The sequence below is a fragment of the Dolichospermum sp. FACHB-1250 genome, assembly GCF_014696335.1.
In the GTDB taxonomy this organism is placed as follows: domain Bacteria; phylum Cyanobacteriota; class Cyanobacteriia; order Cyanobacteriales; family Nostocaceae; genus Dolichospermum; species Dolichospermum planctonicum.
Genome location: NZ_JACJPZ010000028.1, coordinates 1 through 16653, shown reverse-complemented (window position 1 = coordinate 16653; position 16653 = coordinate 1). Strand labels below are relative to the sequence as shown.

Below are 16653 nucleotides of genomic sequence, written 5' to 3'. Positions count from 1 at the left end.
TTATGAAGCTTCAAAAACTAACATTTTTTTGTCAAAATATTTTTTAAGTTTTACATATTCTTCTGCTATGTTGAAAAAATCCTCTTTTTTTTCTATTTCTCTAGATTGTTCAAAAATAGCTTCTTTTATAACCTCCCATATTGTTTCATTAACAAAGTAATATCTTGATTTACGGTGTAATAAAATTTCTGATTCACCGATGAGTAATTTTTGTACTTCAGGTATATTAGCGTTGATCATAACATATTCAGTCTCTATATTTTCAGTAAATTTACTGTCTAGTGTTTCATCAATATTTTCACTTTCTTCTTTTGCTAAAATTTTCTTTAACTCTTGTAAAATATCATCATGTTTTTTATCTTTAGTAAATTCTTCAGAAAAATATTTAAGTCTTGCAAAATGAAGAGATGTAGTCATAAATTTTAATTCCTAGCTTGTTTAATATATTCAACTAATTCAGGTAAGCTATTTACTTTTTTCAAGGCTTTTACAAGGCGATCAACTGAATCACAATCATAATATTGTATGTCTATATTAGGAAATTCTGTTTTAAGCTGTTCTAAAATACTCTTATTGTTTTCGTCTAAACGATTAACAGGGAAGATATAACGAAAGCCGCTTGGTTGTCTTCTTTTCAATAGCTTTTTTACGTCATTTATCCATTTTTTAAGACTACCTTGATTAATAGAAGCATCCTAGGATTAAATGTTAAAGGAACTTTGGCAGTGATTCGTAAATTACAGCTAAATGGTAAAATTAATATTTCTGATTTAGATATATTGTACCAACAAATTATGAACGTTAATTTTAGAGTAAAACGAGAAATTTTTGATAGTATTTTTGAGGATTGATAAAGGAATTGTAATTGATGAATATTAAACAAGAACTTAAAGCAATGATTCTACAATTTACTGTATTTGCGATATCTGAAACAAAGCTAAAAATGTACATTCCCAAACTAAACGAGGTTGAGCATAACAAAGTAAATGTTTCCGAGTTTTTTCTAACTGTTGAATAATTTTCGGTTCATGTATTTGTTGCCAATAGTATTGTTGTAAATAATCAATTAACCATAATTGCGCTTCTGTATCTAATTCTTTATCAATTTTCTTCCCTAATTCTAAAGCATGACGATAAGATGTTGGTCTTTTTTTCACCTGTTCCATAAATTCGCTAGGAATATTTTGCAATTGTTGGTAAGATGAAATCGCATTTCCTGGACTACCTGCGGCTATATTTAACACTTCTGGATGTTGCAAAATCTCTGTATTTCCTGTTTGCGTCAATACCTGCTTCATAGCAGCATTATCTAAACGATAAAAAGGAATTTTCTGACAACGAGATACTAAAGTTGGTAATACAGATTCCGGGGAAGGTGCAATTAAAATTAATGTCGCTTTTCCCGGTTCTTCTAAAGTTTTTAATAACGCATTGGCCGCAGATTCTGCCATGGTTTCTGCTTGTTCTAATACTATCACATTTCTCGCCGCTTCCAAGGGTGGACGAGCCAGAAATTGGGTAATTTCTCGAATTTGTTCTAACCGAATTACTGGTGGTGCTTTGCGTTTAACTCCCTTTTGTGCTGCTTCTGCTGGAGTAAATCTTTGTCCTTGATATTGATAAGTTGGTTCTACCCACAATAAAGCTGGATGATTTCTTTGTTTAATTCGATGTTGTAAAATCGGAATTTGATCAGGTTTTACAAAACTAGAAAAAAGTAATTCTATAAAACACTGTGCTGCTAAACTTCTACCCACACCATCTGCACCTACAAACATATAAGCAGGCGCAACTCGGTTCTGTTTAACGGACTGGGTTAGTAATTCTACCGCTTGTTGTTGTCCGATTAATGACGAAAACATAATTATGAAAACAGCCGTTTCTGTAAAATCTTTTGTATATTTTGCTGCACAATTTCTTGACTCCCACTGCTATCTACTCGCACAATTCGGGATGGATAGGATACATATAAATTCTTATATCCCCTTTGTACTCGACGATGAAAAGCAATTGTTTCCTGTTCAATGCGATCTAATGTAGCTTGTCCACGTTTGCGCGATAAACCTACCTCCACATCTACATCTAACCAAATAGTTATATCACTTGTTAAACCTCCAGTAGCAATCTGATTGAGATTATTAATTAGACTCATATCTAAACCCCTGCCATAACCTTGATAAGCAATGGTAGAATCTGTATAGCGATCGCATAAAATATATTTTCCCATAGCTAAATTCGGTTTTAATTCCTCTTCAATATGTTGCGCCCTATCCGCAGCATACAACAAAAGTTCCGTAATATCACTTACTGGCTTATTGGCTGACTTTGACAATAATAACCCCCGTAAATCCTTCCCTAACTCCGTTCCTCCCGGTTCACGAGTCAGCACCACTGAGATATTTAAACTTTCTAGCCACTGAGAACAAAAGTGCATCTGAGTAGTTTTACCACATCCTTCTACCCCTTCAAAGACAATTAATTTACCATTCATGTTGTTAAATTTTGTAGAATTATGATTTTTTAGACATCCCTGTTTGTGTACACTTGATCAAGAAAAACTTGAAAAGAGGCAATTTCATTAATACATATAATGGTAAATCTGTACAGTATATAAATTCAACATTTCTGGTTATATCTGTGTTGTTATGCTATCATGTCTCCTATTACACTGCGGCGTAAGTGAATGAACCATTTTCAAGCTTTGTAATCTATCAAATTTTCGGAGCTTTTAATGGTCATGTTATTTCCGCCAAACTGTACTAGGATTTGTGACTAAAAATTCAAAAATTTACCAAGAGCCATGACTTTAGCTGTGATTAAATTCTCTTCGGAGGATTGTGGGATTTGCCACAAAATGTCTTTTTATGACGAAAAAGTGGCTGGGGAATTAGGTTTGCAGTTTATAGATGTAAAAATGCAGGATACAGCAACTTACCGCCAATACCGTAATATTTTACTGGCTCAGTATCCAGATAAATCAGAAATGGGATGGCCTACTTACATTGTTTGTAATTCACCGGAGGGAGAATTTGAGATTCTGGGTGAGGTAAAAGGGGGACATCCAAAAGGAGAATTTAGAAGTCGTCTTCAAGAAGTGCTAAATAGCATTGATAATGAGGAAGAGACGGGCTAAGTTGCAATCTCCTAACCCCCAAACATCCTGTAATTGATGCGATATGTAAGGGTTTAGCACTGCTAAACCCCTTAACGGGTGACAAGTTATGTATCACTTCTTTGTCAATTTGTCAATAGGGAATTTTTGCGATCGCTCAAATTAGATCATTTCTGAGCAAATTTATGGCTAAAATTGTTGAAGGAATAGCTATTAATTTTGTAAAGTTTTGTATCAGCTTGGGAAATTTATTTCTGAAACCATTGTAAATAAAGGGGTTGGAGACTGACATCTTTTGAAAGATCCAAAATTGACAATAATAACCCAATTATGAAATTCTCTGAAATTATAGCAAATCGCTGAAAGTATAGCAACCTCGTTGATAAATAGAAAAGATTCTCAATTAATTATTAAGGAAATATAAAGGCAAATTGCTAAAAGTTATAAATATCAAAAGTATTATTGATTTTATATAATTTAAGCTTATCATACAGCCATGATGAATAATATATCTGATAAATAGCATCTAGGATAAAACTAAGAGCATAATATTGATATTATAATTGTGCGATAGCGAAGCGCTGCTGCAAGCAGTTCGCTCGTTTGACACACAAACCGTAAATCTAGCCAGATTACCAGCTTGGACAATTGAAAATGGTATCATATATTCTCGTTTTGCTTGATTACGCGCGAGGAAATAAGTGAAAGTTTTAGTTATCGGGAATGGGGGACGGGAACACGCTCTAGCGTGGAAATTGCTACAATCTGATCAAATTGAGGAAGTTGTCTGTGTGCCGGGTAATGGGGGTACAGCAACTATGCAAGGTTGTCAAAACTTGTCCCTAGCGGTAGATGACTTTGCAGGTATCAGTGAATATGCGATCGCTAATAGTATTTCTTTAGTAGTTGTCGGTCCAGAAGTGCCTTTAGCTCAGGGAATTACTGATTATCTGCAAAATCAAGGCTTAATGGTATTTGGTCCAAACAAAGCCGGGGCGCAAATAGAAGCGAGTAAAGCCTGGGCTAAAGCATTAATGGCAGAAGCGGGAGTTCCTACGGCCAAAGCTGCGGTATTTACGGAAGCAGCTTCAGCAAAGGCATACATTCATGACCAAGGAGCGCCCATTGTGATCAAAGCCGATGGTTTAGCTGCTGGTAAAGGTGTCACAGTTGCCGAAAATATTGCCCAAGCGGAACAAGCCATTGAGGCGATTTTTCAAGGACAGTTTGGCATTGCTGGTAATTATGTGGTAATTGAAGAATGTTTACTGGGACAAGAAGTATCAATTTTAGCTCTAACTGATGGTTTAACAATTCGGCCGTTGTTACCTGCTCAGGATCACAAGCGTGTCGGTGAAGGTGATACTGGAGACAATACTGGAGGTATGGGTGCTTATGCTCCCGCGCCCATTGCCACAGCGGAGTTAATGGCAAGAGTGCAAACAGAGGTATTAGAAAGAACTATCTCCGCTTTACAAGCTAGGGGAATTGACTACCGAGGCGTTTTGTATGCTGGGTTAATGATTACACCTGATGGTGATTTTCGGGTTTTAGAATTTAACTGTCGGTTTGGTGATCCTGAAACCCAGGTAATTTTACCGTTACTGGAAACACCTTTAGAATATCTGATCTTGGCTTGTATAGAACAGCGCTTGGCGGATATGCCACCAATTGCTTGGAAACAAGGTGCAGCAGCGACAGTAGTGGCTGCTTCTGGGGGTTATCCGGGAGAATATGTCAAAGGTAAGGTAATTAATGGCTTGGTAGCAGCAGATATGGCCGGGGCGACCGTGTTTCATGCGGGGACAAAATTAAATGCAGACCAGGAAATTATTACGGATGGCGGTAGAGTGTTAAATGTAACTGGAATCGGTGCGGATTTCCAGGAAGCTTTAGCTCAAGCTTATGCAGGTATTAAAGAAATTGAATTTGATCAGATGTATTATCGTCGGGATATTGGTTATCGGGTTTCTAACGGGTAATTGACGCTCCCCGCCCTATAAAGGGACGGGGATTCTTGTTTCAATTGTTACCAAGTCTGGGTAGAGGGTCATCTCTCCACAAGCGTTAGAAGTTCCGGTGCGCCCCACCGTACTTAGATCATAGCCAGTTTGTTTTAGTGCTTTAGTTAGGATGTTAATTGCAGCATTGTGGTCACGGTCAAGTATGCACCCACATTTACAAACATGAGTTCTAACTGATGGGGTATTACGGCGTTTTCTGATAAATTTCGTCTGTGGGGACTTGATCACTTTTGGGTGTTGACATACTCACCGACCTGAAGGTGCGATGATTCTTGACACTTCACTGGAACACGCCACAAGTGGTCTTATCGTCCCTCCATGTCCGTTTAAAGTCTCCCAATGCCATAAGGCGACTATAACCAAATTCTAACATAAAGCCGTCCTAAAAGCGATGCACTGAGCTTGCCGAAGTGGACGGGGCTTGTATCCCAGATTTTTGGTCAGTCCAAATTTTTTTGTGATTGTATCCCAAATTGTATCCCAACTTGCGCCGCAAAGGGACAAAACTTTGTATGCTGAATCTATATAGTTGTTGATAATTATTAATTCAAAAAGGTGCAAGAAGATTTTCGCTTAATTGTTGATTTGGTTTCGGTGTTTGCTGTCGCAGCTTGCGGTGGTCTATTAGCGGCACTTTTAAAGCAACCTGTGTTACTAGGATATATCATCGGTGGTATGGTTGTTGGACCTACTGGACTGGGATTAATTAAGGAAATTGTCCAGGTGGAAACTTTAGCCCAGTTTGGGGTGGCTTTTTTGTTGTTTGCTTTGGGTGTGGAATTTTCTTTGACGGAACTGAAGAAAGTTAAGGCGATCGCCCTGGGAGGTGGTACTTTACAAATTATCCTCACTATTCTCGTCACTGTGTTCGTGTGTGGTGTTACAGGAGCTTGGGGAACTTTACCCGCTAAAGGTGTGTTTCTGGGTTCGATTTTGTCTTTGTCTTCCACTGCTGTAGTCCTCAAATGTCTCATGGAACGCAATGAAACGGAAACACCCCACGGACAGGTAATGTTGGGGATTCTTGTCGTCCAGGATTTGGCTCTAGGATTAATGTTAGCTGTATTACCTGCTCTCCATCAACCAGGAGAAGCTATTGGTGTGGCCGTGGTTATGGCTTTGGTGAAGATTGGTTTATTTGCGGCTGGCGCTTATGCGGCGGGAATTTGGTTAATTCCACGGTTATTAAGGTTATTAGCTGGTACGGAAAGTAAGGAGTTATTTTTATTAGGTGTGGTAACAATCTGTTTGGGAATTGCGCTCTTAACAGAATATTTAGGGTTATCCATTGAAATGGGCGCATTTGTCGCTGGTTTGATGATTTCTGAGGTAGAATATGCTGATGAAACTTTAACTATTGTTGAACCTTTACGCGATATATTTGCTAGTTTGTTTTTTGCAGCCATTGGGATGTTAATTGACCCGGTATTTTTGTGGCAAAATCTGGAGTTAATTCTCGGATTAGTGGCTTTGGTTTTTGTAGGTAAGTTTTTAATTATTACTCCTTTAGTCAGGCTATTTCGCTACCCTTTAAAAACTGCTTTAATTGCTGGTTTGGGACTAGCTCAAATTGGGGAATTTTCCTTTGTTCTCGCTAGTGAAGGACAAGCTTTGGGTTTGGTTTCTCGGCGCATATATTTACTAATTTTGGGAACTACGGCTGTTACTTTAATGTTAACTCCCTTTATCCTGCGATTATTACCTTTTTTATTCGATTTTGCGGAATCTATTCCTTGGCTTAAACCCTATTTAGTCAATGATCAAGCTCTTGATTTATCGGCAGATTTACCACAGAAGAATCATATAGTAGTTTGTGGTTATGGCCGCATTGGTCAGAATTTGGTGAAGTTGTTACAGCAATATCAATTACCTGTGGTGGTTATTGACCAATCGGAAAGTCGTATTCAGCAGTTACGGGAAGCGGGTATACCCTATGTTTATGGTAATTCTGTCAGTCTTCATGTATTAGAAACTGCTGGAGTAAGTCACGCTCAAGGTATGGCCATTGCTCTTCCAGATCCGGCAAGTATTCGACTATGTTTAAAACGGGCTTTAGAACTATGTCCAGAATTAGATACAGTTGTCCGTGCTACTCAAGATAAAAATATTGAAGTTCTTTATCAATTGGGAGCAAAGGAAGTAATACAACCTGAATTTGAAGCTAGTTTAGAAATGGCAAATCATCTATTAATTGCGGTTGGTTTGTTGCCAGATTTGGTACAACAGAAAATCCAGGAAATTCGCCAAAATCATTATTTAGATTTACGTCCTGAACGTTCTGCTGCTGAAGTTTCTCAGTATTTACAAAAGGTGACTCGTGATCTGAATCGTCGTTGGTATGATTTACCAGCAAATTCTCCTTTAATTGGGATGACTTTAGAAGAAGTGAATATGCGTTATTTAACTGGAGTCAGTTTAATGGCTATTCGTCGTGCTGATGGTGAAGAAATCGATTATCCTAATCATCAAACTACATTTCTTTTAGGCGATCGCTTGTTGGTGGTAGGATCAAACCAGGAACTTAATGCTTTAATCGCCTTTGCTGAGGGGAAAATCACTATTAAATAGAAAGGATTTTGACGAATGCTGGGTAGTCCTATATCAAATTGATTGGCTGTCATATATTCGTAATCATTAAAATTATCACATCAACTGACAATTGACAAAATACTGCATAAAATTAATGAATCTTTGACTTATCAAAAAACAACAAATGGCCATCGAATTTACTAAGTATCACGGACTCGGTAATGATTTTATTCTCATTGATAACCGTTCCTCATTAACACCAGTATTGACACCAGAGAAAGCGGTACAGTGGTGCGATCGCCATTTTGGTATCGGTGCAGATGGTGTTATTTTTGCCCTTCCTGGACAAAATGGCACGGACTACACTATGCGGATTTTTAACTCCGATGGTTCAGAACCAGAAATGTGTGGGAATGGGATTCGCTGTTTAGCGGTATTTTTGACAGAATTAGAAGGCATTAACCGTACCAAAGATAAATATAGTATTCATACCTTAGCAGGTGTGATTGTACCCCAACTCACAGATGATGGTCAAGTAAAAGTAGATATGGGTGAACCGCGATTATTAGCAGAGGAAATTCCTACTAATTTAGCATCTAGTGGGCTTCAAGTCATTAATCATCCCTTAGAAGTAGCCGGGAAAACTTGGGATGTTACCTGTGTCAGCATGGGCAACCCTCACTGTATCACATTTGTAGAAGATGTTGCAGCAGTTGATTTAGAAAGCATTGGTTCCCAATTTGAAAATCATCCGGTATTTCCTAAGAAAACCAATACAGAATTTATTGAAGTCGTAAATCGCAACTACTTGAAAATGCGCGTTTGGGAGCGGGGTGCGGGAATTACCCTCGCTTGTGGCACTGGTGCTTGTGCGTCCTTAGTAGCAGGAGTATTGAATGATAAATGCGATCGCACTGCTATGATTGAATTACCCGGTGGGACTTTAGAAATCGAATGGTCAGAAATTGACAACCGGATTTACATGACAGGACCTGCAGAACGGGTATTTACAGGTAAATATTAAATTGAGCCTGTTTTGAGTTCTAAATAATATAAGCGATTGTCTACAGAATTATTGTAGGCGATCTGCTTGCAGCAGCTGTATCTAAAAAGACAATTCTTGAAATAACTCTATCAAAGGAAGATTAAAATTAGGAATAACATTTTCTCCATCAAGACTATCTTCCAATTGCAAAAGCTGTGATGGCTTAGGTTTGCGGTAAATCAATACACATTCTTCGTCTGGCAATATTACCCATGCTAAACGAGTTCCATTTTCAAAATACTCTACTAATTTATGATGAATTTCTTCAAAAGTGTTATTAGGAGAAATAATTTCTACAGCTAAATCAGGAGCGCCATCAAAAAAACCCTTGGGTAATCGCTTTAAACCTTGTAACCTTTCTTTAGAAATAAAGGCCAGATCAGGCGATCTTTTGTTACCAGTTTTCATTTTAAAAGCAGTGCTAGAATCACAAGTTATACCGAGCTTATAATTACGTACAAAACCTGTTAAAAAATATCCCAGAGTAAGAGCTAAGTAGCCATGTTCTACACCTGAATTTGCCACAATAATTAGCTCTCCATTCACATATTCATAAAGATTATCATTTTCCTTCAATAACATAAATTGCTCATCTGTCAAGGTCTGATGATTAGCTGAAGGCTGAATTAATTCTAAATTTGTGGTTGTAGTTTGGGTCATTAGATTTAACTCCACAGATGAAACTAATATCCTAATATCAATGATTATACAAAGTTTTCATCCTTTAATCCTGGATATCCTGATTCTGACTTGCTGGTACATTTTGTAGTAAAATTAGTGCTATTTAAGAGGAAAGTAAAAAAATGACCCGTGTGATCATCGTGCGTCATGGACAAAGTACCTACAATATAGAAAAACGTATTCAAGGGCGTACTGATGCGTCATCTTTAACCCCAAAGGGCTGTGATGATGCCAGTAAAGCAGGTAAAGCCCTCAGTAGTATTTCATTTCAAGCTATTTATAGTAGTCCCCTGCAACGGGCAAAATCAACAGCGGAAATTATCCGCAGTCAATTGGCTACACAAGCTCCCATAATTCAAATTGATGAACAATTGGTGGAAGTTGATTTACCGCTTTGGGCAGGAATGACGACGAGTGAGGTCAAAGAACAGTTAACAGCAGATTACCGCATCTGGAAGGAACTTCCCCATGAATTTCGCATGGTTTTACAGGAAAATTCCGAAACTAAAGAACATTTTCCAGTTTTAGCATTATATGCCCAAGCTAAACAATTTTGGCAAGAGATTCTCCCCCAGCACCAAGGTGAAACTATCCTCATTGTTGGTCATAATGGGATTAATCGCGCCTTAATTAGCACTGCTTTGGGCATTTCCCCCAGTCGTTACCATTGTTTACAACAGTCTAACTGCGGAATTAGTGTTTTAAATTTTGCTGGTGGTTTGGGTGAACCAGTACAGTTAGAATCTATGAATCAAACCCAACATCTGGGTGAAACCTTCCCTTCTTTGCGTCCCGGTCATCAAGGGGTAAGATTATTGTTGGTGCGTCATGGTGAAACTGAATGGAATCGTCAAGGTAAGTTTCAAGGACAAATTGATATTCCCCTCAATGATAATGGCAGAAATCAAGCCGCAAAAGCCGCAGAATTTCTCAAAGATGTGAATATTGATTTTGCGGTTAGTAGCACTATGTCCCGTCCCAAGGAAACGGCGGAAATTATTTTAAAATATCATCCTAGTTTAAACTTGCAACTGTTTGCCGGTTTAAGAGAAATTAGTCATGGACTGTGGGAAGGTAAATTTGAATCGGAAATTGAACGGGAATTTCCCGGGGAATTAGAAAAGTGGCGTACAATACCCGCAGAAGTACAGATGCCAGAAGGAGAAAACCTAGAACAGGTAAGAGAACGCAGTGTTAGTGATTGGAATACGATAATTAAAACCGCCGAATCTCAGCAATTACAACTAGGTTTGGTCGTCGCTCATGATGCGACTAATAAAACTCTATTGTGCCATATTCTCGGTTTATCAGGAGAAAATTTCTGGAATTTCCGTCAAGGTAATGGTGCTGTGAGTGTGATTGATTATCCTGCTGGTAGTCAAGGTTATCCGGTTCTGCAAGCAATGAATATTACTGGACATTTAAGTAATAGTGTACTGGATAAAACTGCCGCTGGGGCGTTATAGTTTGCGCTTGATAATTTGCGCTTGATAATTTGCTAAGTTGTTGGGGTAATTGATGAATTACCCTGACTCGTACTTTTGATTGATCTAGCTGTGCATAGATTTTAGGATTTACACAGGAGTTAGGAAAGAATAAATCATGTATCGCTAAACCGAAAAATGCAGCGTATTTTCACTAACTATAAAAATCTTCATCCAATATTTGCTCAACAGAAAATGGACAAATATCAGGATATTCACTTTCATCAGCAATACGCACTCCAAAAGCAGCAAATTTACTTTCTTTAATTGCTAATTTACGTCCTTGAGAATAGGCTTTATTTATAGCTTCTAAAAGAAAACTTTTGAGAGAAGGAGTATTTTCTAAATTGTTTAAAACTCGTTGACGATGTTCAATAACTGAGTGATACCAACTCATTTTCATACTATCTGGAGCATCTTGGACTTTTAGCTTTAGCAAATGAGCTAACAAGATCATAAGATTACTTGTAAGTGCATTTTTTTCCGATTTACCCAAATCATTTAATTCCTCAATTAGATATTCAATATCAAGGGCCTCAAATTGACGATTTTTAAGGTGTTGAATTGTTGATTCAATCCAACTTTGCAAATCTTGATCATGGAGAGGTTCAAGCATATCAGTGGAAATACAACAATTATTATAATGATAATTTCCATATTAACCTAAGTTATAAAAAATTGTGAATAAATGATGATTTCTGGCTAGAAGTCGGAAATGTGAATTATGAGGATATAGGTTACAAAAAACACCTATATTATATTTTAATACTGAAGTTATGGCTAAAACGTCTAATTTGCATGATCAAACAGTAGAATAGACAACGGTTAAAAGACTGATAAGTAATATTTTTCATGACAAAAGAACTATTAAAACAAGTAAGAGTAATCGATCCTTTCCAAAAAACTGACATAGTAGCCGATGTGTTAATTATTGATGGTTATATTCAAGATGTCGCCCCACAAATTACAAATTTTACTACAGATACGTCTGTCCGCGATTGTCGAGGTTTGGTTATCGGTCCTGGATTGGTTGATTTATATAGTCATTCCGGTGAACCTGGTTTTGAAGAACGAGAAACTTTAAGTTCTCTTTTACAAGCTGCTACTGTTGGTGGTTTTACTAGAATTTGCGTTTTACCTGATACATTACCAGTTATTGATCAACCTGCTTTGGTAACACAGTTACAACAATACCGAAATCGGGAAAAAGTCTCCCTCAGTCTTCACATCTGGGGAGCAATTACTTTAGATTTGGCAGGTAAACAATTAACAGAAGTATCAGATTTAACCGCTGCGGGAATTGTGGGTTTTACTGATGGTAAACCTTGGGAAAATTTGGGGATAGTTAGACGGGTTTTGGAGTATCTTCAACCTTTTGGTAAACCTGTGGCTTTTTGGCCTTGCGATCGCCATTTAGCAGCTAATGGTATGATCCGAGAAGGTGCAGAAGCCTTGCGTTTAGGTTTACCCCCGATGCCAGCTAGTGCGGAAACAACGGCTATTGCAGCTTTATTAGAATTAGTCGCAGATATCGGTACACCAGTCCATATTATGCGTGTTTCTACTGCCCGTAGCGTACAATTAATTGCTGAAGCTAAATCTAAAGGTGTGCCTATTACCGCTAGTACAACCTGGATGCACGTTTTACTTGATACAACGTCCATGAGAAGTTACCACACTGCCTTACATTTAGATCCGCCTTTGGGAAATTACCAAGATATGCTATGCTTACGGGAAGGTTTGCGAACAGGTATAATAGATGCGATCGCAATTGATCACGCAGCCTATACTTACGAGGAAAAAGTTCAAGCTTTTGCGGAATCGCCACCGGGAGCAATTGGGTTAGAATTGGCATTACCCCTATTATGGCAAAATCTTGTGGCCACTGGAGAATTTACACCTTTGGAATTATGGCGGGTTTTGAGTCATCAACCAGCGACTTGTTTACAACAGGAGGTTAAAGCCATTCAACCGGGTGAAAAAGCTGAATTGACATTATTTGATCCTCAGCAAATTTGGAATGTAAATCAGGCAAATCTCCAGACACTTTCTTTTAATACTCCTTGGTTTGGTAAAGAAATTATAGGTCGGGTTGTGCAAGTTTTTTCTGAAAATCTATTTTGATTTTTGGTAATGAATCAGAGCAAAAAAAGATTTTATTGGTTACTTTACAGGAACATATTGTTATTATTCAATGTCTGATTTAATTTTGTTTTGGCATCGTCGAGATTTACGTATTTCTGACCATACAGGACTAGCTGCGGCCAGAAAAAAAACTCCCAAGATTGTAGGTGTATTTTGTCTAGATCCTCAAATTCTTGAAGGTGATGATATTGCACCTGCTAGGGTAAAATATATGATTGGTTGTTTACAATCCCTTCAAGAAAGATACCGACAAGCAGGTAGTCAATTATTAATTTTGCAAAATGATCCCGTTGTGGCAATTCCTCAATTAGCAGTGGCTTTAAATGCTAAAGCAGTATTTTGGAATTGGGATGTTGAACCTTATTCACAAATTCGGGATTTAGCGGTAATTGATGTTTTAAAAACCGCAGGAATTGAGTTTCTTAACTACAATTGGGATCAGTTACTTCACTCTCCCACGGAAATCTTTAGTGGTGCAAAAACTCCCTATACTATTTATACTCCTTTCTGGAAAAATTGGTATAGTAAACCAAAATCTCAACCAGTTAAAACTTTAGAAAATCTGCAAAATCTCACAGCAGAAGAACAAGAAATAGCCGAAAAATCTGGAACAATCAATTTACCTACTGCCGAAGATCTAGGTTTTATTTGGGATAGGGAATTAATCATTAATCCTGGAGAGTTAGCAGCACAAGAAAAATTAGAAAATTTTACCCATGATCCTATTAATGAATATCAAGAACAGCGCAATTTCCCCGCTATTGAGGGAACATCTCAATTAAGTGCTGCTTTGAAGTTCGGTGTTATTGGTATTAGAACTATTTGGCAAAGTACCATAGAAGCGTTAGCAAATAGTAATAGTGAGGAAGTAAATGCTAGTATCCAAACATGGCAAAAAGAACTAGCATGGAGGGAATTTTATCAACACGCTATGTACCATTTCCCCACATTAGCTAATGGTGCATATAGAGATAATTTTAAAACATTTCCCTGGCGCAATAACGAAACTTATTTTCAAGCTTGGTGTGAGGGTAAAACGGGTTATCCTATAGTTGATGCTGCTATGCGTCAATTAAATGAAACTGGTTGGATGCACAATAGATGTAGAATGATAGTTGCCAGTTTTTTGACTAAGGATTTAATAATTAATCCTCAATGGGGAGAAAAATATTTTATGCAGAAACTCATTGATGGTGATTTATCTGCTAATAATGGAGGTTGGCAATGGAGTGCTTCTAGTGGTATGGACCCCCAACCATTACGCATTTTTAATCCAGCTAGTCAAACCCAAAAATTCGACGCGGAAGCAGCTTATGTTCGTCAATGGATACCGGAATTACGTTCTTTAGATACGGCATATTTAGTAACTGGAAAAATTCCGCCTCTAGAATATCATCGCGTCAATTACCCTAAACCAATTGTTGATCATCAAAAACAGCAAGCTTTATTTAAGCAAATATATCAACAACAAAAAGCCGTTACTTAATTTCTTTGTCTGAATCAGGATTTCCATGATTTAAGGATGTACAGGATGTTATTTGTTGATAATATTATGTTCATCTGGATATTTCTGCTAATACTTGGTCTAAGATTTTTCATCTTTTCTAAAAAAAATAAATTTTCCCAAATTGGACAAAATTGCTATATATTGTTAAATACAATTAATTTTTTGTCCGTTCCCAAAAGCTGCTATTGTATATGTCCAAAACTTACACCGTAGAAATCAATCACGAAGGTAAAATATATACCCTGCAAGTTCCAGAAGGTGAAGCAGTCTTATCAGTAGCCGAAGCAGCGGGTTTGGAATTACCTGCTTCCTGTCATGCTGGTGTTTGTACAACCTGTGCTGGATTAATATTAGCAGGGTCTGTAGATCAAAGCGAGGGAATGGGTGTAAGTCCAGAACTGCAAAAACAAGGCTACGCGCTCCTGTGTGTTTCTAAGCCATTATCTGATGTGAAAATTGAAACAGGTAAGGAAGAAATAGTTTATGATAAGCAATTTGGAAAGGGGTAGATATAGTTGCCAATTACCATCAAGTCCTTCTATACTCAAGATTACCAATACAAAGGATTTAGAATAATGACAACTCATTTTATTACCGCTGAAATTGAATTACAAGAAACCCCCACTGAATTAGAAAAAGCTATTACAGCGGAATTACAAAAACAAGGTGAACCCCTACGTTGGGCTATTACCGCTATTGACGAAACCCAACAAACCGCAACTATAGAGGCTGTAGTTACTGTTTAGATTATTCTTCGCGTCTACCGCGAAATAAAGAACCTGTGATACCCATTCAAAAACCATACACGGTCATTTTAATTATACCCACTGGCATTGGGGCAGCAATTGGCGGTTATGCTGGTGACGCATTACCAGTAGCGAGAATTATATCACAGGTATGCGATCGCTTGATTACTCACCCCAATGTCATGAATGGTGCAAGCTTATACTGGAATATTCCCAACGCTTTCTATGTAGAAGGTTATGGTTTAGACAAATTTGCCGCTGGAGAATGGGGTTTACGTCCTGTTCGTAGCAATAGGGTAGGTTTACTCTTAGACCAGGGTATTGATCCGGAATTAATGCTGCGACACTTGCAGGTAGCGGACGCAGCCAGGGCAACTTTAGGGTTAGATATTACAAATCATGTAATTACCGATGCAGATTTAAATGTAGAATTACGGATTTCTTCATCAGGGACAAGTTGGGGAACAATAGGTAATCCTGATAGTTTATTACGGGCTGCTGAAAAGTTAATTATACAGGAAAAAGCCCAAGCGATCGCAGTTGTTACCCGTTTCCCTGAAGACATGGACGAAACCGCGCTGCAAAACTATCGCCAAGGTCAAGGAGTAGACCCTCTAGCCGGTGCTGAAGCCGTCATTAGCCATTTATTAGTCCGTACCTTTAAAATTCCTTGCGCCCATGCTCCTGCCCTTTCTCCTGCCCCTACAGCCTCTAATTTATCACCTCGTGCTGCGGCTGAAGAACTAGGCTATACATTCTTACCTTGCGTTTTAGTTGGTTTAAGTAACGCTCCGCAATTTATAATTAATACAGAATCTTATCAGCCATTATCAACGGATCTGTGGGCAGGCCAGGTTGACGCTTTAATTATTCCTGACACATCCTGTGGAAGTAGTGCTTTATTGAGTTTAAGTCAAAGTCAATGTCAAATAATTACAGTTACGGAAAATAAAACCTTGTTACAGGTTTCTGCTCATAAGTTAAAAATTCCCAGCTTACAGGTAAACTCATATTTGGAAGCTGTAGGCTTATTAGTAGCGCATAAAGCAGGTATTAGGTTTAAATAACAAAAATCTAGTCAGATATAGTCAAATATTAATCATTTTTCGTTAATGATTGTCTAGGTTGGGTTTCGCTGTAGCTCTACCCAACCTACAATTATTCTGATTGAGCTAAAATGAAACTCCATAGAATACTTCTTCTAGAATAATTAACCGCAGATGAACGCAGATGAACGCAGATAAGCATGAATTAATTTAATTTAATTTACAGCACTTCCCGGTGTTATGAGGTACAGTAACAACAATTAGTGAACCAATTTTTTAAATGTTGAGGATTCATCAAATCGAGAGCAACAGAAATAACTTTATCAACTATTTC

16 protein-coding genes and 1 pseudogene are annotated in these 16653 nt (G+C 37.8%); 10 read left to right on the top strand and 7 right to left on the bottom strand.

What is annotated here, in order from left to right; genetic code table 11:
* The 4 genes from H6F39_RS11660 to tmk all read right to left on the bottom strand — a co-directional run bounded on the left by H6F39_RS11660 (position 1) and on the right by tmk (position 2491).
* Complete coding sequence (locus H6F39_RS11660) at positions 1 to 417, bottom strand: hypothetical protein (RefSeq protein WP_137908913.1); 417 nt, start codon at positions 415 to 417, stop codon at positions 1 to 3.
* A gap of 5 nt (positions 418 to 422) precedes the next feature.
* The gene (locus H6F39_RS11655; protein WP_137908914.1) at positions 423 to 638 is read right to left on the bottom strand and encodes a hypothetical protein; all 216 of its coding nucleotides are present in this window, start codon (positions 636 to 638) and stop codon (positions 423 to 425) included.
* A gap of 270 nt (positions 639 to 908) precedes the next feature.
* Entirely contained in the window at positions 909 to 1862 is a 954-nt protein-coding gene (locus tag H6F39_RS11650; RefSeq protein WP_137908915.1) for a DNA polymerase III subunit delta', read from the bottom strand.
* A 2-nt stretch (positions 1863 to 1864) separates the two neighbouring features.
* Positions 1865 to 2491, bottom strand: a complete 627-nt coding sequence (tmk, locus tag H6F39_RS11645; RefSeq protein ID WP_190396751.1) for a dTMP kinase — start codon at positions 2489 to 2491, stop codon at positions 1865 to 1867.
* 309 nt (positions 2492 to 2800) lie between these two features.
* Between tmk and H6F39_RS11640 the strand changes: the two genes are divergently transcribed.
* Both H6F39_RS11640 and purD read left to right on the top strand, forming a co-directional pair.
* Positions 2801 to 3133, top strand: a complete 333-nt coding sequence (locus tag H6F39_RS11640; RefSeq protein ID WP_190372168.1) for a thioredoxin family protein — start codon at positions 2801 to 2803, stop codon at positions 3131 to 3133.
* Positions 3134 to 3813: 680 nt separating this feature from the next.
* Positions 3814 to 5094 (top strand): phosphoribosylamine--glycine ligase, encoded by a 1281-nt coding sequence (purD, locus tag H6F39_RS11635; RefSeq protein WP_190396750.1) that lies wholly within the window; start codon positions 3814 to 3816, stop codon positions 5092 to 5094.
* A gap of 15 nt (positions 5095 to 5109) precedes the next feature.
* On the opposite strand, the pseudogene H6F39_RS20725 reads toward purD, so the two are convergent.
* Positions 5110 to 5325: pseudogene (locus H6F39_RS20725) on the bottom strand (zinc ribbon domain-containing protein); the annotation flags it as partial.
* 366 nt (positions 5326 to 5691) lie between these two features.
* Between H6F39_RS20725 and H6F39_RS11625 the strand changes: the two are divergent.
* Both H6F39_RS11625 and dapF read left to right on the top strand, forming a co-directional pair.
* Positions 5692 to 7704: a cation:proton antiporter gene (locus H6F39_RS11625; protein ID WP_137908919.1), complete on the top strand. Its 2013-nt coding sequence runs from the start codon at positions 5692 to 5694 to the stop codon at positions 7702 to 7704.
* A gap of 145 nt (positions 7705 to 7849) precedes the next feature.
* Positions 7850 to 8689 (top strand): diaminopimelate epimerase, encoded by an 840-nt coding sequence (gene dapF / locus H6F39_RS11620; RefSeq protein WP_137908920.1) that lies wholly within the window; start codon positions 7850 to 7852, stop codon positions 8687 to 8689.
* Positions 8690 to 8770: 81 nt separating this feature from the next.
* Here the strand turns inward: dapF and H6F39_RS11615 are convergent, their stop codons facing one another.
* Positions 8771 to 9370: a Uma2 family endonuclease gene (locus H6F39_RS11615; RefSeq protein WP_190396749.1), complete on the bottom strand. Its 600-nt coding sequence runs from the start codon at positions 9368 to 9370 to the stop codon at positions 8771 to 8773.
* Positions 9371 to 9513: 143 nt separating this feature from the next.
* On the opposite strand from H6F39_RS11615, the gene H6F39_RS11610 reads away from it, so the two are divergent.
* Positions 9514 to 10857, top strand: a complete 1344-nt coding sequence (locus tag H6F39_RS11610; protein ID WP_190372171.1) for a histidine phosphatase family protein — start codon at positions 9514 to 9516, stop codon at positions 10855 to 10857.
* Positions 10858 to 11029: 172 nt separating this feature from the next.
* On the opposite strand, the gene H6F39_RS11605 is transcribed toward H6F39_RS11610, so the two are convergent.
* Positions 11030 to 11491 (bottom strand): DUF29 domain-containing protein, encoded by a 462-nt coding sequence (locus tag H6F39_RS11605; protein ID WP_028090960.1) that lies wholly within the window; start codon positions 11489 to 11491, stop codon positions 11030 to 11032.
* Between the two features lie 236 nt (positions 11492 to 11727).
* On the opposite strand from H6F39_RS11605, the gene H6F39_RS11600 reads away from it, so the two are divergent.
* The 5 genes from H6F39_RS11600 to H6F39_RS11580 all read left to right on the top strand — a co-directional run bounded on the left by H6F39_RS11600 (position 11728) and on the right by H6F39_RS11580 (position 16340).
* Positions 11728 to 12999 (top strand): dihydroorotase, encoded by a 1272-nt coding sequence (locus H6F39_RS11600; RefSeq protein WP_190396748.1) that lies wholly within the window; start codon positions 11728 to 11730, stop codon positions 12997 to 12999.
* Positions 13000 to 13069: 70 nt separating this feature from the next.
* Positions 13070 to 14506 (top strand): FAD-binding domain-containing protein, encoded by a 1437-nt coding sequence (locus H6F39_RS11595; RefSeq protein ID WP_190396747.1) that lies wholly within the window; start codon positions 13070 to 13072, stop codon positions 14504 to 14506.
* A gap of 212 nt (positions 14507 to 14718) precedes the next feature.
* Positions 14719 to 15036: a 2Fe-2S iron-sulfur cluster-binding protein gene (locus tag H6F39_RS11590; RefSeq protein ID WP_190372174.1), complete on the top strand. Its 318-nt coding sequence runs from the start codon at positions 14719 to 14721 to the stop codon at positions 15034 to 15036.
* A 66-nt stretch (positions 15037 to 15102) separates the two neighbouring features.
* A complete protein-coding gene (locus H6F39_RS11585; RefSeq protein ID WP_190372175.1) occupies positions 15103 to 15273 on the top strand; it encodes a hypothetical protein in 171 nt (56 codons plus the stop codon).
* A gap of 44 nt (positions 15274 to 15317) precedes the next feature.
* Complete coding sequence (locus H6F39_RS11580; protein ID WP_190396766.1) at positions 15318 to 16340, top strand: DUF3326 domain-containing protein; 1023 nt, start codon at positions 15318 to 15320, stop codon at positions 16338 to 16340.
* Positions 16341 to 16653 lie beyond the last annotated feature (313 nt).